The organism is Micromonospora krabiensis, from assembly GCF_900091425.1.
Lineage (GTDB): Bacteria > Actinomycetota > Actinomycetes > Mycobacteriales > Micromonosporaceae > Micromonospora > Micromonospora krabiensis.
On the sequence record NZ_LT598496.1, the window covers coordinates 4,827,109 to 4,851,672 of the forward strand.

17 protein-coding genes are annotated in these 24,564 nt (G+C 72.2%); 7 read left to right on the top strand and 10 right to left on the bottom strand.

Going from position 1 to position 24,564, the window contains the following annotated elements; translation table 11 throughout:
* The first annotated feature begins 66 nt into the window (after positions 1-66).
* The 4 genes from rsmG to GA0070620_RS33730 all read left to right on the top strand — a co-directional run bounded on the left by rsmG (position 67) and on the right by GA0070620_RS33730 (position 6,895).
* Positions 67-765, top strand: coding sequence for a 16S rRNA (guanine(527)-N(7))-methyltransferase RsmG (gene rsmG, locus GA0070620_RS22100; RefSeq protein ID WP_231922458.1), 699 nt, complete (start codon positions 67-69; stop codon positions 763-765).
* A gap of 392 nt (positions 766-1,157) precedes the next feature.
* The gene (locus GA0070620_RS33005; RefSeq protein WP_377520923.1) at positions 1,158-2,426 is read left to right on the top strand and encodes a ParA family protein; all 1,269 of its coding nucleotides are present in this window, start codon (positions 1,158-1,160) and stop codon (positions 2,424-2,426) included.
* Between the two features lie 27 nt (positions 2,427-2,453).
* Entirely contained in the window at positions 2,454-3,467 is a 1,014-nt protein-coding gene (locus GA0070620_RS22110; protein WP_091593816.1) for a ParB/RepB/Spo0J family partition protein, read from the top strand.
* A 2,258-nt stretch (positions 3,468-5,725) separates the two neighbouring features.
* Positions 5,726-6,895, top strand: a complete 1,170-nt coding sequence (locus tag GA0070620_RS33730; RefSeq protein ID WP_407939900.1) for a hypothetical protein — start codon at positions 5,726-5,728, stop codon at positions 6,893-6,895.
* Positions 6,896-7,248: 353 nt separating this feature from the next.
* Here the strand turns inward: GA0070620_RS33730 and GA0070620_RS22120 are convergent, their stop codons facing one another.
* The gene (locus GA0070620_RS22120) at positions 7,249-8,247 is read right to left on the bottom strand and encodes a D-alanine--D-alanine ligase family protein (RefSeq protein ID WP_091593818.1); all 999 of its coding nucleotides are present in this window, start codon (positions 8,245-8,247) and stop codon (positions 7,249-7,251) included.
* Positions 8,248-8,254: 7 nt separating this feature from the next.
* Positions 8,255-9,568, bottom strand: a complete 1,314-nt coding sequence (locus GA0070620_RS22125; RefSeq protein WP_091593820.1) for an aminotransferase-like domain-containing protein — start codon at positions 9,566-9,568, stop codon at positions 8,255-8,257.
* Positions 9,569-9,857: 289 nt separating this feature from the next.
* Here GA0070620_RS22125 and GA0070620_RS22130 point away from each other — a divergent pair, with 289 nt between their 5' ends.
* The gene (locus GA0070620_RS22130) at positions 9,858-10,523 is read left to right on the top strand and encodes a GNAT family N-acetyltransferase (RefSeq protein ID WP_091593822.1); all 666 of its coding nucleotides are present in this window, start codon (positions 9,858-9,860) and stop codon (positions 10,521-10,523) included.
* Positions 10,524-10,636: 113 nt separating this feature from the next.
* On the opposite strand, the gene GA0070620_RS22135 is transcribed toward GA0070620_RS22130, so the two are convergent.
* From GA0070620_RS22135 to murJ, 7 genes are all read right to left on the bottom strand, one after another.
* A complete protein-coding gene (locus GA0070620_RS22135) occupies positions 10,637-11,800 on the bottom strand; it encodes an N-acetylmuramoyl-L-alanine amidase (protein ID WP_091593823.1) in 1,164 nt (387 codons plus the stop codon).
* 147 nt (positions 11,801-11,947) lie between these two features.
* Positions 11,948-12,271: a thioredoxin gene (trxA, locus tag GA0070620_RS22140; RefSeq protein ID WP_091593825.1), complete on the bottom strand. Its 324-nt coding sequence runs from the start codon at positions 12,269-12,271 to the stop codon at positions 11,948-11,950.
* Between the two features lie 29 nt (positions 12,272-12,300).
* Entirely contained in the window at positions 12,301-13,254 is a 954-nt protein-coding gene (gene trxB, locus GA0070620_RS22145; RefSeq protein ID WP_091593827.1) for a thioredoxin-disulfide reductase, read from the bottom strand.
* 175 nt (positions 13,255-13,429) lie between these two features.
* Positions 13,430-14,452, bottom strand: a complete 1,023-nt coding sequence (locus GA0070620_RS22150; protein ID WP_091593829.1) for a hypothetical protein — start codon at positions 14,450-14,452, stop codon at positions 13,430-13,432.
* On the bottom strand, positions 14,449-15,162 hold the full coding sequence (gene sigM, locus GA0070620_RS22155) for an RNA polymerase sigma factor SigM (RefSeq protein WP_091593831.1): 714 nt from the start codon (positions 15,160-15,162) through the stop codon (positions 14,449-14,451). The genes GA0070620_RS22150 and sigM overlap by 4 nt, the downstream gene beginning before the upstream one ends.
* 43 nt (positions 15,163-15,205) lie before the next feature.
* Positions 15,206-16,810: a protein kinase family protein gene (locus GA0070620_RS22160; protein ID WP_091593833.1), complete on the bottom strand. Its 1,605-nt coding sequence runs from the start codon at positions 16,808-16,810 to the stop codon at positions 15,206-15,208.
* A 433-nt stretch (positions 16,811-17,243) separates the two neighbouring features.
* Complete coding sequence (gene murJ, locus GA0070620_RS22165; RefSeq protein WP_091593835.1) at positions 17,244-19,007, bottom strand: murein biosynthesis integral membrane protein MurJ; 1,764 nt, start codon at positions 19,005-19,007, stop codon at positions 17,244-17,246.
* Between the two features lie 123 nt (positions 19,008-19,130).
* On the opposite strand from murJ, the gene GA0070620_RS22170 reads away from it, so the two are divergent.
* On the top strand, positions 19,131-20,591 hold the full coding sequence (locus tag GA0070620_RS22170; protein ID WP_091593836.1) for a CCA tRNA nucleotidyltransferase: 1,461 nt from the start codon (positions 19,131-19,133) through the stop codon (positions 20,589-20,591).
* Between the two features lie 301 nt (positions 20,592-20,892).
* Positions 20,893-22,905, top strand: coding sequence for a S8 family serine peptidase (locus GA0070620_RS22175; RefSeq protein ID WP_231921904.1), 2,013 nt, complete (start codon positions 20,893-20,895; stop codon positions 22,903-22,905).
* Positions 22,906-23,032: 127 nt separating this feature from the next.
* Here the strand turns inward: GA0070620_RS22175 and GA0070620_RS22180 are convergent, their stop codons facing one another.
* Positions 23,033-24,556, bottom strand: a complete 1,524-nt coding sequence (locus GA0070620_RS22180; RefSeq protein WP_091593839.1) for a flotillin family protein — start codon at positions 24,554-24,556, stop codon at positions 23,033-23,035.
* Between the last annotated feature and the right edge of the window lie 8 nt (positions 24,557-24,564).

Consider the following 24,564-nt stretch of genomic DNA (forward strand, 5'->3'; position numbering starts at 1 on the left):
TCACCCGGGCCGTCGCCTGTCCGGACCGATGCACCCGACCCGGCCGCCGCGACGCTGCCCCCCGAGCTGGCCGGTGCGGCCCGTACCCTCTTCGGCGACCGTCTCGACCTCGCCGCCGCGTACGCGGAGCTGTTGGCGACCGACGGAGTGGTCCGCGGGCTGATCGGCCCCCGGGAGGCGCCCCGGATCTGGGACCGCCATCTGCTGAACTGCGCGGCGGTGGCCGAGCGGATCTCCGAGGGCGCCACCGTGCTGGACGTCGGCTCCGGTGCCGGCCTGCCGGGGCTGGTGCTGGCGATCGCGCGGCCCGACCTGACCGTCACCCTGATCGAACCGCTGGCCCGGCGTACCTCCTTCCTCATCGAGGCCGTCGAGCGGCTCGGTCTGGCGAAGACCGTGCGGGTCTTCCGCGGCCGCGCGGAGGAGGCCGCCACCGGCGCGTCGGGTGTCGGCCCGCTGAGCGGGGACGTGGTCACCGCCCGCGCGGTGGCCCCACTGGACCGGCTCGCCGCCTGGTGCCTACCGCTCGCCGTGGCCGGCGGACGACTCGTCGCGCTGAAGGGCGCCTCGGCGACCGAGGAGATCACCGAGCACGCGGTGACGGTGGCCAAGCTCGGCGGTGGCGAGCCGACGGTGCACCGCTGTGGTGTGGACGTCATCGACCCGCCCACCACCGTCGTGGAGATCGTGCGGGAACGGATGGTGGGGCCGGCTCGCCCGAAGGCCGCGAAGAAGTCGCGGGGCGGCCGGTCCCGTCGACGGTGATCGCGGGACGGGGTGTTTCAGCTTTTCCGCGCGCCGACTTTTCGATGAGTTGGCCGCGCTCCGTGGGACCTCGTCGTCGTCCGACGGCGGCTGACCAGCGCTTCGATCGGCCCGGCGGCTTTCCCGGACGGGGTTGCCTCGTTGAAATCCTTGCGGGTGGAGCGAAGGGACGAGAACCCGACGTGGACCGGCCACGCCCGTCCACCGTAGGCTGACCGCGCGTCGATAGTGTGGGGTGGGTGGTGAAAGACCCTACGGTCTCCGACCACTCCCACCGGCCGCAGGAAGCCGCGGGACGAGCGCGGGCGCGGCCAGTTGACGGGTGCGGACCGACCATCCGAAGCGGGCAGGGATGACAGGTGCATGACGACGGCAGGTACGACGATCCACGCGTGAACGGGTCGGCCAGTGACCATGTTTCACGTGAAACCGCCTATCCGAGTTGGTCGACCGAGGATGGCCCCCGGAGCGCCGGGTACACGGGCGGCCACGCCGGACAGGTGCCGACCGGGGCTGAGCCGGCGGACTTCTCCGGGACGCGTCGAGCGTCCGACGGGATGGCGCGCCCAGCGAACGCCTCGGGCGACGCGAGGTCGGCCCAGGCCCGCCGGAACAGCGTGGCGTCCGCCCGCTTCGAGGCGCCGGTGCCGCACCAGCCAACCCCCGATGGCGTACGGGACGCGTCCCCGACCGCCGTGGCGTCCGACGCCTCCGCAGCTCCGGTCGAGCCGTACGCGGCACCTCCGGTTGATCCGTCGCTCGTTTCACGTGAAACGAGCGAAGACGATGACCCACCGTTGGCTATGGAGGCGATGCGCGCCGTGCAGATCCTGAACCCCAGTGGCGAGGTGACGATGCCTCGGCCGGAGCGGACCCGGGTCATGTGCGTCGCGAACCAGAAGGGTGGCGTCGGTAAGACCACCACCACGGTCAACCTGGCGGTGGCGCTCGCGCTCCACGGCAACCGGGTACTGGTGATCGACCTGGACCCGCAGGGGAACGCGTCGACCGGTCTCAACGTGCCGCACCACACCGGCGTGCCGGACGTCTACGACTGCCTGATCAACAGTGTGCCGCTGTCGGACGTCGCCCAGGCGGTGGAGGGCATCCCGAACCTCTGGTGCGTACCGGCGACGATCGACCTGGCCGGTGCCGAGATCGAACTGGTCTCCGTGGTTGCCCGTGAGTCCCGGCTGGACCGGGCCATCACCGCCTACCCCGGCCACTTCGACTACGTCTTCATCGACTGCCCACCCTCACTGGGCCTGCTCACCGTGAACGCCCTCGTGGCCGCCCAGGAGGTGCTCATCCCGATCCAGTGCGAGTACTACGCGCTGGAAGGGCTGAACCAGCTCATCAACAACATCAACCTGGTCCGGCAGCACCTCAACCCGAGGCTTGAGGTGTCCACGATCCTGCTCACCATGTACGACCGGCGTACGCGCCTGGCCGACGCGGTCGAGCAGGACGTCCGGAACCACTTCGGGGACAAGGTCCTCCGGGCGGTCATCCCGCGCAACGTACGCGTCTCCGAGGCGCCGAGCTACGGCCAGTCGGTGATGACCTACGATCCGGGGTCGCGGGGCGCGACGAGCTACTTCGAGGCGGCCCAGGAGATCGCCGAACGGGGCGTCATGGAGCCGGTGAGCCGGAATGCGTAGTGCGGACGAGTCGTCGGGAGGAATGGCATGGTGAACCGTCCTCGGGGCGGTCTGGGTAAGGGCCTCGGAGCGCTCATCCCGACCGGGCCGGCACCCGTCGCCGGTACGATCACGGGTGCGCCCGACAGCAGCGCACCGGCTGGCGGCGTTGCCAGCACCGGGGTCGTACCGCCGTCGGCTCCGGCCGCTGCGGCGCCGGCGGGCCCGGAACTGAGCCCGGTCCCCGGAGCCCGGTTCGCCGAGATCCCGGTCGACGCGATCGTGCCGAACCCGAAGCAGCCCCGGCACGTCTTCGACGAGGACGCGCTGGAGGAGCTGAAGGTCTCGATCCAGGAGGTCGGCTTCCTCCAGCCCATCGTCGTCCGCCAGTTGGACGACGAGAAGTACGAACTGGTCATGGGCGAGCGCCGGTGGCGCGCCGCCCAGGCGGTGGGCAAGGAGAGCATTCCGGCGATCGTCCGGGACACGCGGGACGACGCGATGCTCCGGGACGCGCTGCTGGAGAACATCCATCGTGCGAACCTCAACCCGCTGGAAGAGGCTGCGGCCTACCAGCAGCTGCTGGAGGAGTTCGGGGCGACCCACGAGGAGTTGGCCCGCCGGATCGGACGCAGCCGCCCACAGATCTCCAACACCATCCGGCTGCTGAACCTCCCGGCCCCCGTACAGCGGCGCGTCGCCGCCGGCGTGCTCTCCGCCGGGCACGCCCGGGCCCTGCTGAGCCTGGAGGACCCAGAAGCGCAGGAACAGCTCGCTACGCGGATCAACGTCGAGGGGCTGTCCGTCCGGGCGACCGAGGAGATCGTCGCGCTGGCGCTCAGCGACGCGCCCGCCAAGACCCCGGCCGCCAAGCGGCGCGCCAAGCCGCAGGCGCCCGCCCTGGGCGACCTCGCCGACCGGCTCTCCGACCGGTTCGACACCCGCGTCAAGGTGGACATCGGCCGGAACAAGGGCAAGATCACGATCGAGTTCGCCACGGTGGACGACCTGGAACGGATCGTCGGCATCATCGGCTTCAGCCCGGAGGAACCCGAGAGCTGATCGGACGCCTCGACGGCCGCGCTCCCCAACCTGTGGGGTCGCGGCCGTCGGCGTCTCCGCCAACCTCCCATGGATTCCGTGGGCGGGCCCCAGCCCGAGCGCGGACCTTGGACCGATCAGCGCCCCAGAGGGGCCACCGGCTTCCAAGATCTCGCAGACCTCGGTCCGGTCGCCCGCGGCGGTGCGGTCCGCAGCGCGGACCGTGTTGTTCCTCGGTCCGGTCTGCTGACGGCCGGGGCTCTGGGCGGTCGGGAGTTTGCGGCGGCCCGCAGGTTGGGGCGGCCGGGGGTTTGCGGCGGCCCGGAGTTTGGGGCGGCCCGGCAGTGGGCGTGCGTGACCCGGCGCGAGGGTGACCGCTGTCGCCGTATCTCGGCGGCCCGGTCCCGGGTTTTCTCCCCGAGCAGCCGACGGTCTGCCGTCCTCGCCCTACGGAGATCTACTTCGGTTCCCGGAAATCGCGGTGACCCGACACCGGACACCGCGACAACACGGAAACCGAGTCGATCAGCAGCAGAGCCCGAACCCGCGTCAGTCACCGGGAGGTGGGAGCCCGTCGGCAGTCACCTGGACGCGGGGCCGAAGAAGGTGTCCCCTCGCCCAGCGCGCGCCGGCCGGCTGCGGCTCCGGCGATTCCCACACGGTCCGAGGGAGGAGCCGGCTCGCGCGATCGGCGAGAGGGCCCGCGGCGCGGGCCGGGGTCAGGAGGCCGAGGGCCGGGAGGTCGTGGGCCGGGAGGTCGAGCGCCAGAAGGTTGAGATCTGGGTGCCCTCGTCTGGACGAGGCGCCGTGCCCCGGATGGCAGGCCCCAGCCCGACCGGCGATACTTCCTGCCTCTCGCCGTCAGGCCACGCTCTGCGGCCGGCGACCACCCTCTGCCTCACCCCCAGACGAGATGCAGCCTCCGCTGCCGACGCTCCTGTCCGGGCAGGGCGCGGCGGCGAACAGGTCCACGGAGAGGCCTGGCCCGGCCCCTCAGAGCGCCCCAGAAAGCTTCTGTCCGCCGTCCCGGGGTGCAAGGTACGGAAGGTCACCCCAGGGGCTCAGGAGCCACGGTGCGACCTGGCGGACGGCACTCGGCGAGCGCCTCGCCGCCGTTTCACGTGAAACGAGGCCTCTCGCCAGCTGGGCCGTGCGTCAGCCCACCCCCGACGCCGTGGCACGCTCCAGGGGTAGCCCGCCTCGCCCGCTCTGCGCACGCTCCGCCCTGCCCGCCCCGCCCGCCCCGCCCCGCCCGCTCTGCGCACGCCCCGCTCTGCGCACGCCCCGCTCTGCGCACGGCCCGCTCTGCGCACGGCCCGCTCTGCGCACGGCCCGCTCTGCGCACGGCCCGCTCTGCGCACGGCCCGCTCTGCGCACGGCCCGCTCTGCGCACGGCCCGCTCTGCGCACGGCCCGCTCTGCGCCCGGCCCGCTCTGCGCCCGGTCCGGCCACTGGCCGCATCCCGCTATTCAGCGCCACGAAGACGTGCACCGTCGTCCTCCGACCAAGCCCCGTTTCACGTGAAACCGTGCCGGAGAATTGGGGAGCCGGATGGCTCTACGATTTGCCAGACGCGGTCGCGCCTGGGGCCGAGAAGCACTGCCGTGGGTGCTGGGTTCGACCGACTGGCACCCGAGGAAGGATGGCCGTTTCTGGGCCTGCCCTCGCGTCGCGGCGCCACCCGATGCTGTGCCCCGGGTGCATGAACCCTGCCGGGCGATTGGCAAGGGTCGGCACCGGCGGCGGATGGGGCCGGGACCGTTGAGGCCGACAGAGGACCGGCGCTGGGACGCACCCGAGCGACGGAGCCGATGGGCTCACGCGGTCGACGAGCAGCCACGCGGCCGGGACGGCGGGCGGACGGACCACGGACCCACCGACCCGGCCGCGTGGCTGGACAGGCGGAGTGACCGGACCGGCGAGCGACCAAACCGGCGGAGCGGACGGTCGAGCTAGCGGTCGTCGCCCAGCCCGGCAGGCCCTATTCAGCCCTCCTCGTTTCACGTGAAACGGGGAGGCGCGTGGCTCGCGTTACCCACCGCCTCGACGCGCAGTTATCCACTGAAGTTATCCACACGGGTTTTCCACAGGCGCTCGTCGTTTCACGTGAAACAGCGCGTGGAGGAGGGTGTCAGCCTGTGGATGACGGCGTGGATCCCCCACTTCGGCGGCCTGTGGATATCTTCCGGAACGGTGGACGAAGGAGGCGTTGCTCGGGCCACGAACCATCCGGGATTCGGGTAGGGACAGCCGTCTCTGACTCGGTTAGGGTCAGCCTCGTGCCCGACACCCCTCCCGCAGTTCCGGACTTCACCCACTGGCCCTCCTTCCCCTTCGAGGGCGATCTTCGCGTCAAGCAGCTCGATTCGCCGGTCCCTGTCGAACCGCCCCGGAAGGGCGAAGGCAGCCGTGAGTGCACCGCCTGCGCCGCTCCTGACGAGGCATACATCTGGGTCGGCGAGCGCTGGCGGGTGCGTGCCATGGACCGTCCCACGGGCCTGCCGATGGTGCTCATCCTGGAGTCCCGGTCCCACCTCGATCTCGGCGATCTGCCGAACCTGCTCGCCGCCGAACTCGGGGTGATGACGGTACGACTGGAGCGGGCCATCCGTTCACTGGACGGTGTCGGCAGAGTGCACGTGAACCGTTGGGGAGACGGCTCCGCCCACCTGCACATGTGGTTCCTTGCCCGGCCCTACGGCCAGCTCCAGTTGCGGGGCACGTTCCTGTCGCTCTGGGATTCGATCCTGCCGCCGATTCCTGAGGCACAGTGGCGAGAGAATCTCGCGCTCGTCGCGGCATGGCTCGCCGAGTTCGGCGGGCGACCGTTGGCCGAACCGCCGCGGATCCAGTGGCAGGCGCCGTCGAGCCTCGCCGCCCAGGGGGCGGCCAGCGTCGACGAAGATCCGCTCGACGAGGTGGTGTCAGTGATCGAGGCGTCCGAGGAGAATCCGGAGGTGGACGGGAACGGCGCCGACGCCGAGACGATCGGGGATCTGGGGGCCGGAGGCGGCGTAATGAGCGGATCCGGTACGGCCGCCGAGGACGCCACGACGACCGGAGCCGGAACGTCCGCCGCCGACACGGGGACGGCGGCGACTCACCAGGTCGGCAACGGGACCGGCCCTGGCGGAACCGGCGCTGTCGGGACCGGCCCTGGCGGAACCGGCGCTGTCGGGAGCAGCCCTGGCGGAAGCGGGCCTGACGGGCTCGGCGCTGACGGGAGCGGTGCCCACGACGTCGCCGGAGCTGACGAGCGCGGTACCGCCGGACGTGCATTCGACGCGACGGCCGGCGCGGCTAACGCCGGGACCGGTAGTGGCCCGGGCGCCGGCACCGCCGACGGCACGGACGCCGCAGAGACCGGGGGCGAGGAGCCACCGGCGGCCACGGCCACCGCCAAGGGCGATGGGGCCGCCAAGGGCGATGGAGCCGCCGCTCCCCACTGACCGAGCCGCGGAGGCTGGTCGATCTTCATGACGTTCGCCGCCCCCGGGCCGGTCCTCCCACCACCTGGTGATCGGCGCTCGCCGATCGCGGACCCACCGATCAATCGAACCGCCAGTGGGTGGACCTGACGTCCGCCGGCCCCACCGATCCCGCCGTATCGGTCGGGGCGGCGGCTCACCGAGCCACCCACGCTGCCCGCGCCACCGGAACCATCCGCGCCCACCAGAGCCGAGCCCACCAGAGCCGAGCCCACCGGAACCATTCGCGCCCATCGCGACGGCTCGCGCCCACCGGAACAGCTCGCGCCTGCTCACCGGCCCCTGACACGGCAGGCTGAGAGGGACGGCGAAGGTCAGGGACGGCGGGTCGCGGCCCGCGCGACCAGGGAGCTGAGCACCTGGCCGAAGTCGAGGGCGGCGGCGGACACCGCGAGTGGGAGCAGGGACGTCTCGGTCATCCCCGGGGAGACGTTGACCTCCAGCACGTGTGGCCGCCCGTCGGCGTCGACGATCATGTCGACCCGGGACAGGTCCCGCAGGCCGAGCGCGTTGTGCGCGGCTAGTGCGACGTCGGCGACGTGGTCGGCGACCTCGGGCTGGAGCCGGGCCGGGGCGTGCCAGGTGGTGCGGCCGGCGGTGTAGCGGGCTGCGTAGTCGTACACGCCGTTGCGGGGCACGATCTCGACGGCGGGCAGTGCCTCCGGGCCGTCGCCCAGGTCCACGACGGAGACCGCGACGTCCATGCCGGGTACGTACCGCTCGACGAGGGCCGTCGTGTCGTACGCGAAACAGCCGACCATGGCGGCCGGGAGGGCGGTGGCGTCCCGGACCACGGCGGCGCCCAGGCCCGAACCGCCCTGCGCCGGCTTGACCATGAGCGGCAGGCCGAGGCGGTCGACGATCCGGTCGAGCACCGCCACCGCGCCGAGTTCGGAGAAGCGGTCGTGCGGCAGCGCCACCCAGTCGGGGGTGGGGATGCCGGCCTCGCGGAGCACCGCCTTGGCCGACGGCTTGTCCCAGGCGAGCCGGGACGCGCGGGCGTCGCAGCCGACGTAGGGCACGTCGCAGAGGTCGAGTACGCCGCGCAGTGAGCCGTCCTCGCCGGTGGCGCCGTGCAGGGCGATCACCACGGCGTCGGGCGGGTCGGCGGCCAGGGCCGGCAGCAGGGCCACGTCGGCGTCCCGGAGCTCGGCGTCGATGCCGACGGCGCGCAGCGCGTCGAGGACCCGGCGGCCGGAGCGCAGGGAGACGTCCCGTTCGTAGGAGAGCCCGCCGGCGAGTACCAGCACGTGCAGGTCCTCGGTGGCGGGTGACGCGGTCAGCCCTGGCTGCTCGGCAGCGGTCGTACCCATGCCGGAATCATGCCAAGTCGGGACCCGGGGTGTCGGAGCCGGCCCGGCCACGACGGGGGCCCTCCCCACGGATGGCGCCGAACACCCGCCGGGTGGCGAGCTCCTGCTCCATCACCCCGGCCAGCCGGCGGACGCCCTCCCGGATCCGCTCCGGCGGCGGGAAGCTGAAGTTGAGCCGCATGTGACCCGTGCCGGTGCCGTCGGCGTAGAAGCCGGTGCCCGGCACGTAGGCGACCCGGGCGGCGATGGCCCTCGGCATCATGGCCTTCGAGTCGAGCCCGTCGGGGAGGGTGGCCCAGACGAAGAGACCACCGCCGGGCCTCGTCCAGGTGGTGCCCTCGGGCATCAGGTCGGCGAGGGCGTCGAGCAGGGCGTCCCGCCGCTCCCGGTAGACCTCGCGGTAGACCTTGAGCTGCTGCCGCCACGGCATGGTGCTGAGGTAGGTCGCGACGGCGGCCTGCGCGTAGCCGCTGGGGCAGAGGATCTGCGCCTCGCTGGCGATCACCAGCTTGTCGCGGACGGCGTGCGGCGCCAGGATCCAGCCGACCCGCAGGCCGGGGGCGAAGGTCTTGGAGAAGGTGCTGAGGTAGAAGACGCCGTCGCGCCGGCGGGCGCGCAGCGGCGCGGGCGCCTCGCCCTCGAAACCCAGCTGGCCGTACGGATCGTCCTCGACCACCAGCAGCCCGGCCCGTTCGCAGATGTCGAGGACCCGCTCGCGCCGCTCCTCGGAGAGGGTCACGCCGGTCGGGTTCTGGTAGGTGGGGATCGTGTAGAGGAACTTGACCCGACGTCCCGCGCGGGCCAGGTCGGCGATGGCCGCCTCCAGCGCCTCGGGGATCAGACCGTCGGAGTCCATCGGGACGTGCACCACCTGGGCCTGGGCGGCCTGGAACACCCCGAGCGCGCCGACGTACGTCGGGCCCTCGGCGAGCACCACGTCACCAGGGTCGAGGAAGAGCCGCGCCACCAGGTCCAGGGCCTGCTGGCCGCCGACGGTCACCACCACGTCCTCGGGGGAGGCGCCGCACGCGGCGTCGATCCCGGAGAGCGCCATCACCTCGCAGATCCGCTCGCGCAGCTCGAGGGTGCCCTGGCCGATGCCGTACTGGAGGGTGGTCACGCCGTGCTCGCCACCGAGCCGGCCGAGCATCTCACCCACCGCGTCGAGCGGCAGCGCGGCGATGTAGGGGGCGCCACCGGCCAGCGAGACGACCTCCGGACGGCTCGCCACGGCGAAGAGCGCTCGGATCTCCGAGGCGGTCATCCCGCGGACGCGGCGGGCGTACCGGTCGGTGTAGTCGTCGAGCGTCGTGCCGGTCATGACATCACCTCGATCGCTGGTGCGGCTCCCGCTGCGGCGTACCCAGGACACCGGCGACCATGGCGGGCGTGGGACGCCGATTGTCGATCCTAGTCGCCCTTGACCAGGGACGTGAGGCTCGACATGAGGGACGTCCACATCCCGGGCGTCGGTCACCCACCGCGGTGAGGGTTCGCGCGTCCTCTCCCGTACGGTCGATCGGCGGCGTACGATCGCTCGTCGGGGGCAGGAAGGCGGCGCTGTCGTTCCGTGCCGGGTTCACCACCGAGCCTATTGTGGGGATGCGCCAATGTCGCGACGTCTGGTCAGTCTGACCCTGGACACCCTGGAGGACCTGCCCCGTCCGTGCCGCCAGTGCGTCTACTGGGAGCTTGATCCGGTTTCCGCCGACCGTGCCTGCGCCGCCGGTGACCCCGGTCTGGAGAAGGAGGCCTGGGTCTCCCAGACGCTGCTGGAGTGGGGCTCCTGCGGCAAGCTCGCGTACGTGGACGGCATGCCGGCGGGTTTCGTGATGTACGCCCCACCCGCCTACGTGCCCCGTTCGATGGCCTTCCCCACCTCGCCGGTCTCCGCCGACGCGGCGCTGCTCATGACGGCCAACGTGGTGCCCGCCTTCGCCGGTGGCGGGCTGGGCCGGATGCTGGTGCAGGGTGTGGCGCGCGACCTCACCAAGCGGGGGATCAAGGCGATCGAGGCGTTCGGCGACGCCAAGTTCGGCGACGCGGACGACCCGACCCGCGCCTGCGTCGCTCCAGCCGATTTCTTCCTCTCCGTCGGTTTTAAGACCGTACGTCCGCATCCGCGCTTCCCCCGCCTCCGGCTCGAACTGCGCACCGCGCTCAGTTGGAAGTCCGACGTCGAGTACGCGCTGGAGAAGCTGCTCGGCTCGATGAGCCCGGAGACCCTGCTCCGTCCGGTACGACCCGCCCCGGCCACCCGCTCCACGATGCACTGAGCGGGCCCGATCCGACCGGCGGCCGGCGGCCGGCCTCCGTACCCGGCCGCTCGCTCGGATCGAGCACCCCGGCCGACCGCGACCGCGCGTCGGCTCCGAGAAACGGACGCGGCTCAGTCGACGACCGTGCCGGCCGCCACCACAGCGCGCAGTTCGCTGACGTCGATCGAGCCGGTCGGGACGTCCCGCTCGATCGGCAGGTACATCCGCTGCACGCCGGCCACGATCGCCTCCACCAACCGATCCCGGAACCGCGGGTCGACCAACCGGTCGCGGTCGGCCGGTGAGGTGAGGTAACCGATCTCCACCCGGACCGCCGGCATCCGGGTCAGCCGGAGCAGGTCCCACGCCTTGGCGTGGGTTCGGCAGTCGCGCAGGCCGGTGCGGGCCACGATCTCCCGCTGCACCAGTCCGGCGAGCCGTTCACCGGTCGCCGAGGTCACCCCGTTGTCCGTGCCGTAGTGGTAGGTGGCCACGCCCTCGGCGCACGGGTTGGCGTGCCCGTCGGTGTGCAGGGAGATGAACACGTCGGCGCCCAGCGCGTTGGCCAGCTCGGCGCGCTCGGTGTCCGGCAGGCAGTCCTCCGGCGAAGGCCCGCGGGTGAGCTGAACCCGTACGCCGGAGGCGGCGAGGCGTCCCTCCAGTCGGCTGGCCAGGTCGTGGACCAGATCCGCCTCGGTCCAGCGCAGCTGCCCGTCCGGCACCACGACGCCCGGGTCGGTGCCGCCGTGCCCGGGGTCGATGACCACGGTGCGGCCGACCAGGGTCGGGCCGGACTGGCGGATGGCGTCGGACTCGCGCAGCCACTGCGGCCGGCCACCCACGACCTTCCGGCCGAGGCGGCGCAGCGCGTTCATGGTGTGCGGTCCGCAGGCGCCGTCCGGGGTGAGCCCGACCTCCCGCTGGAACTGGGCCACCGCCCGCGACGTCCGTATCCCGTAGATCGCGTCGGCGCGGCCGACGTCGTACCCCATCTCCAGCAGGCGTTCCTGCAGGGAGCGGACGTCCTCGCCGGTGAGTGGTTCCGGCACGGCGTGGTAGAGCGTGCGGGCGCCGAGCCGCCAGCGGGCGGCGTCCAGGGCCCGCCACGTCTCCTCGCCGACGCGGCCGTCGACGCTCAGACCACGCGACTGCTGGAACGCGCGTACGGCCCGCTCGGTCTGGGCGTCGAACTCGTCGTCGTCGGGACCGGCCGGGGTGATCAGGTTCAGACCGACCAGGACCGTACGGATCTCCGTGACCGCGGGCCCGCGGTCACCGGGACGGATCGGACGCACGCACGACCCCCTCTGCACGGACGCTGGCTGGCCGGGCGGCCCCGGCTTGAGGTTATGCGTTCGGGAGGGGCAAAGTGGCGTGGGCGCTGAAAAACGCCGAACCCCGCACCGCCTCGGCGGCATGGGGTTCGGCGTTGTCGGCGCAGGTCAGAGCGCCGATTCGATGAGCTTCACCAGCTCACCCTTGGGCTTGGCCCCGGCGATGGACTGGACCGGCTCACCGTTCTTGAACACGGTCAGGGTCGGCACGGACATCACCCGGTAGGCCCGGGCGGTCTCCGGGTTCTCGTCGATGTTGACCTTGACGATGGTGACCTGGTCACCCATCTCGCCCGCGATCTCCTCCAGCAGCGGCGAGACCTTGCGACACGGCCCGCACCACTCGGCCCAGAAGTCGACCAGCACCGGCTTCTCGGACTTCAACACGTCGGTCGCGAAACTCGCGTCGGTGACCGCCTTGGTCGTTCCCACTATGCCCTCCTCCAGGGTGTTTCGGTTGTTCAGCCCTGCAACGTCGCGATGAACCGCTCGGCGTCGAGAGCGGCGGCGCAGCCCGTGCCGGCGGCGGTGATCGCCTGCCGGTAGACGTGGTCGACGAGGTCGCCGGCGGCGAAGACACCCGGCACGCTCGTGCGGGTGCTCGGGACCTGGACCTTCACGTACCCCTCGTCGTTCAGCTCCACCTGGCCGCGGAAGAGCTCGCTGCGCGGGTCGTGACCGATGGCGACGAAGACACCGGTCACGTCGAGCACCTTGGTCTCGCCGGTGTGCACGTTGCGGAGGCGGGCGCCGGTGACCTTGCCGTCGTCGCCGAGGATCTCCTCGACGACGCTGTTCCACTCGACCTTGATCTTGTCGTTGCCGAGCGCGCGCTCGGCCATGATCTTGCTGGCCCGGAACGAGTCGCGCCGGTGGACGATGGTCACCGAGTCGGCGAAGCGGGTCAGGAAGCTGGCCTCCTCCATCGCCGAGTCACCACCGCCGACGACGACGATGTGCTGGTTGCGGAAGAAGAAGCCGTCACAGGTGGCACAGGACGAGACACCGTGGCCGAGGTACTCCTGCTCGCCCGGCACGCCGAGCGGCCGCCAGGCGGAGCCGGTGGCCAGGATGACGGCACGGGCCCGGTAGGCGGTCTCGCCGACCCACACGGTGCTGGTCGCGCCCGAGCCGGCGTCGCCGGTGTCGACCAGCTCCACCCGGGTCACGTCGTCGGTCAGGAACTCGGCGCCGAACCGTTCGGCCTGCTTGCGCATGTTGTCCATCAGCTCGGGCCCGAGGATGCCGTCGGCGAAGCCGGGGAAGTTCTCCACCTCGGTCGTCGTCATCAGCGCACCGCCGGACTGCACGCCCTCGATCACCAGCGGATTCAGGTTGGCGCGTGCGGCGTAGACCGCCGCGGTGTAGCCGGCCGGCCCGGAGCCGATGATGATCAGGTTGCGGACCTCGTCCACTGCCGTCTCCCGAGTTGTGTTGTCGGCGTCGGCGCGTACCGATGCCGATCCGAGTGCGACACCCGGAGGTGCCGACGAGCTTCTTCCAGAACGTCATCGTATTGACCGGGAATTCCCTGGACGGGCATCCGGTGGGTCACGTCACGTGGACGGTCAAACCGCGATGACCGCGATTTCACCCTACCCGGGTGCGGTAGCGGGTGTCTGCGCCCGAACCGGGTACCCCGCACTCCGGTCCGCTCACCCAGGTCCACCGCGCGCCGGTGCCGTCGGTGAACCGAACCACCAGCGCCTGCTCGCCCTGGAAGGCGGCGTAGTCGACCAGGTCGACCACCAGCGCGCCCGTGCGGTGCTCGGCGGCGATCTCGTCGAGGCAGGTGGTGAGCGCTGCGTGGTCGGTGAGCCGGGCCAGTCGGTCCCGGCCGTCGGGCGCCGGCAGCCGCTCCCCCTCCGCGTCGACCCCCGTGCGGGGCGTCTCGCTGGCAAACGGTCGGGACGTGGCCGACGCGCCGGGCGCGCCGCCACCACCGAGGCTCTGCGGCGAGTAGTCGGTGCCGCTGTGGATCGCCGGGCCGGTCGTCCTCGCCGGTCCGGCCGCGGCCGGGTCCTCCAGGGCGCTGGCCGGTTGGTCCATCGCGGTGCCGGCGCTGTCCCCGTGCTGACGCAGCTGACCGACGCCCAGCCCGACGGCGGCCAGCGAGACCGCGGCGACCGCCACGGGGCCGGCGACGCGGGCCCAGCGGCGGCGCCTCCGACCCGGGCCGGTCGTGACGCTCCGCCCCGACTCGGCGCGCGACGTGCCCGCGGCCGGCCGGCGCCGCACCGGGCCGCCCTGCGCGGGGACCAGCCGTCCGCCGTCGCCCGCCGGCTCGATCACTGGTACGCCGTCGGACGGCGCGTTCGAGGTCGACGCGGCCTCGTCGGCGTCTCCGGCGGACGGCATCGGCTCCGCGGCGAGCGCCGCGACGATCCGGTCGGTGATCTCGGGAGGCAGCTCGACGGCGGGTTCGCCCCAGCTCGCCAGATCGGCGCGGACGTCCGCGACGGCCGGGGCCAGCAGCGCGTACGCGTCGGCCCACGCGCTGTCCTCGCTGATCAGCCGGGCGACGGTGGCCTCCTCGGGCGTGCCGTCCAGCGCCCCGCCGACGTAGTCGGCGAGCAGGTCGTCGTCGACCTCCTGGAACCGCCCGGCCGTCACGCGTCCTCCTGGTTGGCGTCGCGCCGGGATCGCCCCGGCCCTGATCCGACGCCCTCGGAGGGGCGTGGGTTCCCCGAGGTGACGGGCGGCACGTCGCCGCGCAGATGCCCCAGCAACACCGCCAGCCGGGCCCGGCCTCGGGCACACCGGCTCTTCACCGTCCCCTCGGCGACGCCGAGGATGCGGGCCACCTCGGCGACCGGGTAGCCCTGCACGTCGACGAGGACGAGCGCGGCGCGCTGCTCGACCGGCAGCGCGGCGAGGGCCTGCCGGACGACGAGGGCGGTGTCGTGGTCGGTCACCGGCGCGGCCGGTTCGACACCGCCGGTGCCCGACCCGCTGTCGCTGTGCACGCCGTCCGGCAGCGGCACCGTGGGGTGCGCCTGCCGCCGGCGGATCCGGTCCAGGCAGGCGTTGACCACGATCCGGTGCAGCCAGGTGGTGACGGCCGACTCACCGCGGAAGCGGCCGGCCGCGCGGTGGGCGGAGAGCAGCGCGTCCTGGAGGGCGTCCGCGGCCTCCTCGCGGTCGCCCATCGTGCGCAGCGCAACGGCCCAGAGGCGGTCGCGGTGCCGGTGGAACAGCTCGGTGAAGGCGTCCCGGTCGCCGGCGACGTGGGCACGCAGCAGCGCGAGGTCGTGGGCCGGGTCGGCGACGCCGGACGGGACCGGCGCGGCGGCCGGCGGTGGACCCACGTCGTGCGCGTCCATCACCACGTCCGGCGGAGGCGGTGCCCGGGACGTGGTTGCCGGCTCACGACCCCTGGACCGAGATCTCCTGGACCCCGAGGCGGAACCCGGGGCTGTCCTCGTCGGCGGGCAGCTGGGTGACCCAGAAGAGCAGGTACTGGTATTTCTTGTCGGCGTCGAAGCCGTCGAAGGTCATCGTGGTGCCGTCGTGCTCCTCGAACGGCTGGCCGATCGCGGTCTTGTAGTCCTGGATCAGCTGCTTGTCGCCCGAGGAGGTGGAGGGCGGGTTGACCGTGCCGCTGAACAGCGCGGCGGTCGCGCCGGTGCCGGCGAGGGTGACCTGGACGGAGCGCACGGTGTGCGGGGTGCCGAGGTCGATCCAGACGCCCATGCCCTTCTTCAGGTTGCCGAACTTGTTGTTCGGGTAGCGGTCGGTCCGCCAGCCCTCGTCGGTCTTCCCGTCGATGATCTTCTTGGCGCCGTCCAGCTCGTCGCGCTTGCTGCTGTCCGGATCGATGATCCGGACGTCCTGGATGCGCAGCGGACCGGCCGCCGGCGGGTTGGCGTCCCCGGCGGGCGCACTGGAGGTGGGCGCCGCGACCGGGTTGGTCTGCGGGTCCTTGTCGTCGCCCCCACCGAGCGCGCTGATGCCGATGAGGAGCCCGACCAGGGCCACGGCCAGCAGGCCGGCGATGCCGATGGCGACCTTGCGGCCACCGGCGGCGGCCAGCGGCGACGGCTCCTCGTCCGGGTCGGCGGTGAAGCGCAGCGGACCGCTGTTGTCCAGGTAGGACTCGTCCGCCGGCACGTCGAGGCGGGCCAGCTCGGCCGCGAGCACGTCCGACGACGGCGGGGCGATCTCGGGGTCGAGCAGGTCCATGGTCAGGTCGTCCAGGTACGCCGGCACGCCGGCGCGGACCTGGCGCGGCGCGGCGATGGCCCCGGCGGCGTCGCGTACGCCGTCCGGAATGGCGGCCCGCCCGTGGCCGGCGGTGGCGCCGCGCAGCGGAGCCTCGGTGTGCGGCCAGTGCCCGGTCAGGGCGAAGTAGAGGATCCCGCCGACCGCCCGGATGTCGCTCTCCTGGCTGTCGTCGCCGTCGGTGCGCGCGTCGGCCAGCACCACGCGGCCGTCATCGGAGATCATCACGGTGCCGGGATGCACGTTGCCGTGCACCATGCCGGTGGCGTGGACGGCGGCGAGGGCGCTGGCCACGGCGCTGCCGATGGCGGTGGCGCGGGCCGGGTCGAACTGGTCCTCCGCGACGAGTTCCCGCAGGGACTGCCCGTCGACCCACTCGCGCACCACGTACGCGCGCTCGTCCTCGTCGATCGCGTCGTAGACGCCGACGAGGTTGGGGTGGATGACGCGGCTGGCCGCGACGGCGGCCTGGAGCATCTCGGTGGCGGACTCACCACCCGGATAGCGCAGCACGACTGCGACGGGGCGGCGCAGCACGACGTCGACACCCCGCCAGACCAGACGCCCGGCGCTGTCGTTGTTGATGTGCTCGACCAGTTCGTAGCGCTCGGCGAGGATCTCACCGGCCGTGGGAGCACCGAAGGTCATGACCGGCGGAGCGCTCTCGTCCGCGTCCTGACCCTCGCCGACCTGGGTCACCCGTCCTCCCTCGGTGATCGTGTCGATCGATGGACCCGCGCTGCTGGGCATGTGGCTTCCCGCTCTGCCTTCGAAGGAACCGGCCGACCGGAGTCGTACCGATGCCGGCTGCCGTTCCCGTCGACAGCGACCTTACCCGGGTTGCCCGCTTCCCCGACATGTCATCTTCCCGCCGCACCCACCGAGGTGCCCGGAGTCGGAGGAGTCGTCCGGTTACGACCGTTGTCAGCCACGTTGCTGGCACATGTACTAGCCAATCTACGGGTTCACCGCAAGGCGTCGCCGCAGGGGCCCGGGCCGGTGTGGCGGTCCGCATCCCCATGGTCCCCAGGTTCCCCCCGACAGCCCGGGCACGCTCATCCGTACGGCTGGTTATCCACAGGCCGACCGGCCAGCTGACCGGTGAATCGCGGAGTTATCCACAGGCGCATCCCCAGCCTGGTGATCCACGGTCACGGACCGTACCGGCGGGTAGTGCGCGGGCTCAGCGGCCGAGACGGCGGCGGACCAGGCCGACCACCTCGGTGATCTCGCCGATTCGCAGCACCATGGCCAGGCCGAGGTACGTCGCGCCGATCACCGCGCCACCGACGACGAGTTGGACGAGCGCCTGCGCCCAGGTGGGCGTGTCGTCACCGGGCAGCAGGGCGACCACGAGCAGGCCCACCAGCGCGGCGCCGAGCGCGGCGACCAGGACCCGACCCAGCGTGCGCACGATGCCGCCCAGCCCGATCCGGCCGACCCGCGGACGGAGCAGCCAGGCGGAGCCGATCGCCGCGGCCAGGTACGAGACCGCGTTGCCGATCATCATGCCCGCCGCCGCGAAGTGGGCGGCGAACGCGGCGAAGAGCACGATCTGCACGCCGATCCGCAGGGCGACCACCGGGATGTTGATCAGCGCCGGTGTGCGGGTGTCCGGCAGGGCGTAGAAGGCGAAGGTGAAGAGCTGGCTGATCGCGAACGGCACCAGGGCGAGCGCGGCGAGGAGCAGCACGAGCGAGGTGTCGGCGGCGTTCTCCTCGGTGAACGCGCCGTAGCGGAACAGCACCACCGCGAGCGGGGTGGCCAGCACCGCGTAGCACACGGCGATCGGGGCGAGCACCGCGGAGACCGTGCGGGTCCCCCGGGACAGGTCGGCAGCGACGTCGGCGTAGCGGCCGTCGGCGGCGGCGGCGCTCATCCGCGGCATCAGCGCGGTGATGATCGAGACGGCGATGATGCCGTGCGCCATCATGAGCAGCAGGAAGACGTTGTTGTAGATCAGGGCGCCGGCGTCGCCGTCGCCCGCCCGGTTGAGCAGGTTGAAGAGCACGATCAGGCCGACCTGGCTGACCGCCACGTAACAGAACATCCAGCCGCCGAGCCGGCCCAGCTCACGCAGGCCGAGTGCCCGGAAGTCGAAGCGCATCTTCCAGCGGAACCCGACCTTGCGCAGCGCCGGCAACAAGCCGGCGGCCTGGATCGCGACGCCGAGCAGGGTGCCGCCGCTGATCAGCACGATCCGCCCGACCGTCATCTGCTCCGGTCGGACGATCTCGGCGCCGAAGATCGCGATGTAGAGACCGGCGGTGGCGATCACCACGATGTTGTTCAGGATCGGCGCCCACATCGGGGCGGCGAAGTGGCCCCGGGTGTTGAGCACCGCGCTGATCAGCGCGCTCAGGCCGGCGAAGAAGATCATCGGCAGCATCAGGTAGGACAGGTGGGTGACCAGGTCCTGGTAGGCCGGGCCGCGGTCGTCGCTGGTGTAGAGCCGGGTCAGCAGCGACGCGGCGGCCACCGCGACCAGCGCGGCCGCGGCGAGGGTGACCACCGCCAGGGTGAGCAGCCGCTGGGCGTACGCCTCGCCGCCGTCCGCGTCCGCCTTGCGCCGGCGCACCAGCACCGGAACCAGCACGCTGGTCAGGATGCCGCCGAGCAGGAACTCGTAGACCATCCCGGGCAGGATCTGCGCGGTGGTGTACGCGTCTCCGACCAGCGCGCCACCGAGAGCGGCGGTCAGCGCCAGCGTGCGGAGGAAGCCGGTGCCCCGGCTGACCAGGCTGCCGATCGCCATGACCGCGCTGTTCGTCGCGGCGCTGGCCTCACCGACCTGCTCCTGGGGCGGCGCGGCCGACTCGACCGACGGCTGGTTCAGCGGCTCGGCCGAGATGAAGGTGGCCCCGTCGGCCGGCGGCTGACCGCTGCCGTACCCGCCCGGGCCGCCGCCCTGTGCGGCGTTCGCGCTGCGGTAGAGCCCGCCGCTCATGTCCAGCCTCCCCGGGTACCTCGCCGGGCGCCCGCCCGCACGTCACAGACCTTAGTCAACCCTGGCCCGTTACCCGCGCCCGGCGGAGGAGATCCCCACCCCGCCCGATAGGCTGGCGATCCCATGTCCGAAGCCTCCGCATCTCCCGCCGCCGACCGCCGCGAACTCACCGCCGCGCAACGCACCGCCGTCGCCGAACTGCTCCGGGTCTCCCCGGTCGCCGACGAGCTGGGCCGCCGGTTCGCCCGCGCGGGCCACGAACTGCACCTGGTGGGCGGTTCGGTGCGGGATGCCCTGCTCGGCCGCCTCGGCGACGACCTCGACTTCTGCACGGACGCCCACCCCGAGGAGACCCTCCGGATCGTCCGGGGCTGGGCGGAGGCGATCTGGGAGACCGGTCGGGAGTTCGGCACGATCGGCGCCCAGCGCGACGGGCTGCGGCTGGAGATCACCACGTTCCGGGCCGAGGCGTACGACCAGATCAGCCGCAACCCGGTCGTCGAGTACGGCACCAGCCTCACCGAGGACCTGAAGCGCCGGGACTTCACGATCAACGCGATGGCGGTGAGCCTCCCGGACCACCGGTTCACCGACCCGCACGGCGGGTTGGACGACCTGGCGGCCAAGGTCATCCGTACGCCCGCGACCCCCCACGAGTCGTTCCGGGACGACCCGCTGCGGATGCTCCGGGCCGCCCGGTTCGCCGCCCAGCTCCGCTTCGCCGTGCACCCCGACGTGCACGCCGCGATGACCACCATGGCCGCCGACCTCGACCGGATCACCGCCGAGCGGATCCGCGACGAGTTCACCAAGCTGTTGTGCGGCGCCGACCCGATCACCGGGCTGCGCCTGCTGGTCGACACCGGTCTGGCCGAGCGCTTCCTGCCCGAGCTGACCGGCCTGAAGCTGGAGATCGACGAGCACGCCCAGCACAAGGACGTCTACGAGCACACCCTCACCGTGGTCGCCAACGCGATGCGGTACGAGGAGGAGGGCTGCGACTTCGTCCTGCGGATGGCTGCCCTGATGCACGACGTGGGCAAGCCGGGGACCAAGGCGGTCGGGTCGGACGGTCGGGTCAGCTTCCACCACCACGAGGTGGTCGGCGCCCGGCTGACCAAGGCCCGGATGAAGGCGCTGCGCTACCCGAAGGACGTCACCTCCCAGGTCACCGCGCTGGTCGCGCTGCACCTGCGGTTCTATGGCTACGGCCGGGGCGAGTGGACCGACTCCGCGGTCCGCCGGTACGTCGCCGACGCCGGTGACCTGCTGTCCCGCCTGCACAAACTGACCCGGTCGGACTGCACCACCCGCAACCGCCGCAAGGCCGCCCAGCTCGCCGCCGACTACGACGCGCTGGAGGAGCGGATCGCCCGGCTCGCCGCCGAGGAGGACCTGGCCCGGGTCCGGCCCGACCTCGACGGCAACGCGATCATGGAACTGCTCGGTGTGCCGCCGGGGCCGGTGGTGGGTCGGGCCTGGAAGTACCTCAAGGACCTGCGGCTGGAACGCGGCCCGCTCGACCGGGACGATGCGGAGGCGGAGCTGCTCCGCTGGGCCCGCGACGAGGGCATCCGCGACTGAGCGACGGGCGCTCGTCGGCCGGTCCCGACGGGCGTCGTCGCGCGTCGGGCGGTGTGCCCGCCACTCCGACGGACCGGCCCGGAGGACGGGTCGGCTCGGTGACTCGACGACGACACGCATGCGTATCGACCGAAGAGCTGAAGCGCTCGGCGTAGATCGTCATCCATGATGGCGGGACACCGATCGACCGCCTGCTCCATCAACGGCGGCCGGTCTCCACCCTCGGCCTTCCGATGTGGAGGGCCGTCACCAACGGGGAGATCAACGAGTGATACGCCGTGGCGTGATACGCCGCTCGGCGGTGGCGGGGCTCACCCTCGCCTCCGCAACGATCATCGTCGGCGCCGGCACCAGCAGTGCCGCGATGGCCGACCCGTCCTCGACCCAGCGGCCCACCGTGCGGGGTGCCGGTGCCCCGCAGGTCGTTCCGGACCGCTACATCGTCGTCCTGAAGGACAAGACCGCCACCCCGCAGGAGGTCAAGTCGACCGCCTCGGCGCTCGCCGGGGACAACGGCGGGACCGTCCGTCAGGTCTACACCCACGCCCTGCGCGGCTACTCCGCCGCGATGAACCGGCGGCAGGCGGAGCGCGTCGCGGCCGACCCGTCCGTGGCGTACGTGGAGCCGGTGGCGATCTTCTCGGCCACCGACACCCAGAGCAACCCGCCGTCCTGGGGCCTGGACCGGATCGACCAGAGCTCGCCGAAGCGCGACAACTCCTACACCTACCCGGCGACGGGTCACGGGGTCACCGCGTACATCCTGGACACCGGCATCGACATCGCCCACGCCGACTTCCAGGGCCGGGCCCGGTACGGCCGGGACACGATCGACAACGACGACGTGGCCCAGGACTGTGACGGCCACGGCACGCACGTGGCGGGCACCGTCGGCGGCACCACGTTCGGTGTGGCCAAGGGTGTCCAGTTGGTCGGCGTACGGGTCCTCGACTGCTACGGCAGCGGCAGCAGCGAGCAGATCATCGCCGGCATCGACTGGGTGACCGCGAACGCGGTCAAGCCGGCGGTGGCGAACATGAGCCTCGCCTTCGGCGGCAATGTCCAGGCGGTCAACGACGCGGTGAACCGGTCGATCGGCACCGGTGTCACGTACGCGATCGCCGCGGGCAACAGCGCCCAGAACGCCTGTGACATCTCGCCGGCCAACGTGCCGGCGGCGATCACCGTGGGCGCGACCGACAAGATCGACTACAAGGCGTGGTTCTCGAACTACGGCAGCTGCGTCGACACCTTCGCTCCGGGCGTCAGCATCGTCTCGGCGGCCGCCGGCACCCCCGACGGCTCGCTCTCCATCAGCGGCACGTCGATGGCGTCGCCGCACGTGGCGGGTGCCGCCGCGCAGCTGCTCGAACTCAACCCGACGTGGACGCCGCAGCAGGTGCGCGACCGGATCGTCACCACTGGCGTCGCCGGTGCCGTGCACGACGCGGAGGGCGCCACGGACCGGGTCCTCAACGTCCGGGCCACCGGGCCGGACCGCGCCTCGCACGGTTTCCGTGCCCGCTCCAACGGCAACTTCGTGATGGCCGACGGTGCCGGCAGCAAGCCGCTGGTCGCCCTCGGTTCCGCGCTGGGCACCTGGGAGAAGTACGACATCGTCGACGCCGGTGGTGGCCAGGTCGCCTTCCGGTCGAAGGTCAACGGCAAGTACGTCTCCGCGACCGGTGCCGGCACCAAGCCGCTGGTGGCGGAGGGACCGTCGATCAGCACCTGGGAGAAGTTCCAGCTGATCAACAACACCGACGGCACCGTCAGCCTCAAGGCGCTCGTCAACGGCAAGTACGTCACCGCGCCGAACAACGGCGCCGCCCTGACCGCGAGCCGCCCGTCGATCAGCACCTGGGAGAAGTTCGACGTCGAGGCGCCGTCGCCGGTCGTCAGCATCAAGTCGCTGGCGAGTGGCAAGTACGTCTCCGCCGACGGGGCCGGCAGCCAGCCGCTCGTCCCGGTGGCCAACTCGGCCAGCACGTGGGAGAAGTTCGAGGTGATCAACCTCGGGGGCGGCTTCGTCACCTTCCGCGCGCTGGTCAACGGCAAGTACGTCTCGGCGGAGGGCCGCGGCACCCTTCCGCTGCGGGCCAGTGGCCCGACGCCGGGGAGCTGGGAGGTGTTCGACTTCCTCGACTACAACCCCGAGGGGTCGGTCTACCTCCGGGCCTACATCGACGGCCAGGCGGTCACCGCCGGCGACAGCGGCACCAGCCAGCTGACCTCCAGCAAGACGATCGACTGGTTCGACCTGGAGAACCTGGGTCTGGGCGTCGGCGAGAAGTTCGTCGTCGAGGTCGCCTGACCTGTCAGTACGAACCGGCGCCCGCCGGCACCCTTCCCCTCGGGGAGGCGGTGCCGGCGGGCGCCGGCCGTTGCGGCCCTACCGAACCGGTGCCGGCCCGACCGTGGGTCGGGCCGGCACCCGGGCGTCAACGTGCGGTCGTCACCTCGGCCGTGCCGGTCGTCCCACCCGCGATGCCGGTGTTGTCGCTGCGCGCCGCGCCGAGCCGGGCGAGCAGCCCGGCCAGGTCGATGCCGGTGAGGTCGCTGCCGAGCTGGAGGCCCTGCGCCACGTTGCCGGCCACCGACTTGGTCAGGGAGGAAGCCCCGTCGGTGGAGATGACCGTCATCTTGTCGATCGCGCCGATCGGGGCGCTGGCGGCCTCGACCACCTGCGGCAGCACCTTCACCAGCAGGTCCAGCACGGCTGCCTCGCCGTACGCCGCGAACGCCTCCGCCTTGCGCGCCATTGCGTCGGCCTCGGCCTGCCCCCGGGCGAGGATCGCGGCGGCCTCGGCCGCGCCCTCCCGCTCGACCGCCTCGGCGATCGCGGAGCGCCGCCGCTGCTCGGCCTCACCCTCCTTGGCGCCCTCGATCGCGTTCGCCTCGGCCAGGGCGGCGCGTCGGGCCCGCTCGCCCTCACCGGTGAGTCGGGACTGCTCGGCGGCGGCCTGGGCGGCGGCGATGACCGCCTGCCGCTGGGCGTCCGCGTTGAGGACCGCCGCGTTGCGGGCCGCCTCGGCCTCCTGCTCGACCTTGTACCGGGCGGCGTCGGCCGGCTTGCGTACTTCGGTGTCGAGCTGACGCTGCTTGAGTTCGGCGTTGCGTTCGGCCACCTTCTGCTGTTCGGTGAGGATCGCCTGGTCCCGTTCGGCCTGGGCGAGCGGCCCGGCCGCCGCCGACTTGGCCTTCGCCGCGTCGATCTCGGCCTGGATGGCGGCCTGCTTGAGGGAGAGGTTCCGGTTCGCCTCGGCGATCGCCTCCTCGGCCAGCAGGCGTTCCTGCTCGGCCTGCTGGCGGGCACGGGCCTCGGCGATCGCCGCGTCCTTGAGCACGCGGGCCGCCTCCGGCCGGCCCAGGTCCTGGAGGTAGGAGCCTTCGGCGAGGATGTCCTGAAGCTGGAAGGTGTCGAGCACCAGACCCTGGTTGGTCATCGAGTGCTCGGCCTCCTCGGCGACCGCGCTGGCGAACGCCGCCCGGTCGCGGATGACCTCCTCGATGGTGAGCCGGCCGACGATCGAGCGCAACGCCCCGGCGAGCACCTCCCGGGTGAAGTTGTCGATCTCGTCCTGCTGGTGCAGGAAGCGCTGGGCGGCGGCCCGGATGGCGTCCTCGGTGCCGCCGACCTTGACGATCGCCACGCCGTGCAGGTCGGCCCGGATGCCCTGCTTGCTGACCGCGCCCCGGATCCCGACGTCGATCCGGCGGCTGGACAGGTCGAGGGACTGGAGTTTCTGCACCACCGGCAGGACGAAGACCGAGGCGCCCAGCACGACCTTCTGGCCGGACATGTCGGTCGAGCGGCCGCCGTCCGCGGTCTGGGTGGTCCGGCCCTTGCGACCGGTGACGATGAACGCCTCGTTCGGCCCGGCCACCTTGATCCGGGACAGCACGAACATCACGAGGATGAGGACGAGGATGACCGCGCCGCCGACGGCGATGAGTAGGAGCATGCAGGTGT

Coding starts and splice junctions, on each gene's coding strand:
- GA0070620_RS22110 (WP_091593816.1), top strand. CDS start 2,454: ATGGTGAACCGTCCTCGGGGCGGTCTGGGTAAGGGCCTCGGAGCGCTC.
- GA0070620_RS22120 (WP_091593818.1), bottom strand. CDS start 8,247: ATGGGTACGACCGCTGCCGAGCAGCCAGGGCTGACCGCGTCACCCGCC.
- GA0070620_RS22125 (WP_091593820.1), bottom strand. CDS start 9,568: ATGACCGGCACGACGCTCGACGACTACACCGACCGGTACGCCCGCCGC.
- GA0070620_RS22130 (WP_091593822.1), top strand. CDS start 9,858: ATGTCGCGACGTCTGGTCAGTCTGACCCTGGACACCCTGGAGGACCTG.
- sigM (WP_091593831.1), bottom strand. CDS start 15,162: ATGGACGCGCACGACGTGGGTCCACCGCCGGCCGCCGCGCCGGTCCCG.
- GA0070620_RS22160 (WP_091593833.1), bottom strand. CDS start 16,810: ATGCCCAGCAGCGCGGGTCCATCGATCGACACGATCACCGAGGGAGGA.
- murJ (WP_091593835.1), bottom strand. CDS start 19,007: ATGAGCGGCGGGCTCTACCGCAGCGCGAACGCCGCACAGGGCGGCGGC.
- GA0070620_RS22170 (WP_091593836.1), top strand. CDS start 19,131: ATGTCCGAAGCCTCCGCATCTCCCGCCGCCGACCGCCGCGAACTCACC.
- GA0070620_RS22180 (WP_091593839.1), bottom strand. CDS start 24,556: ATGCTCCTACTCATCGCCGTCGGCGGCGCGGTCATCCTCGTCCTCATC.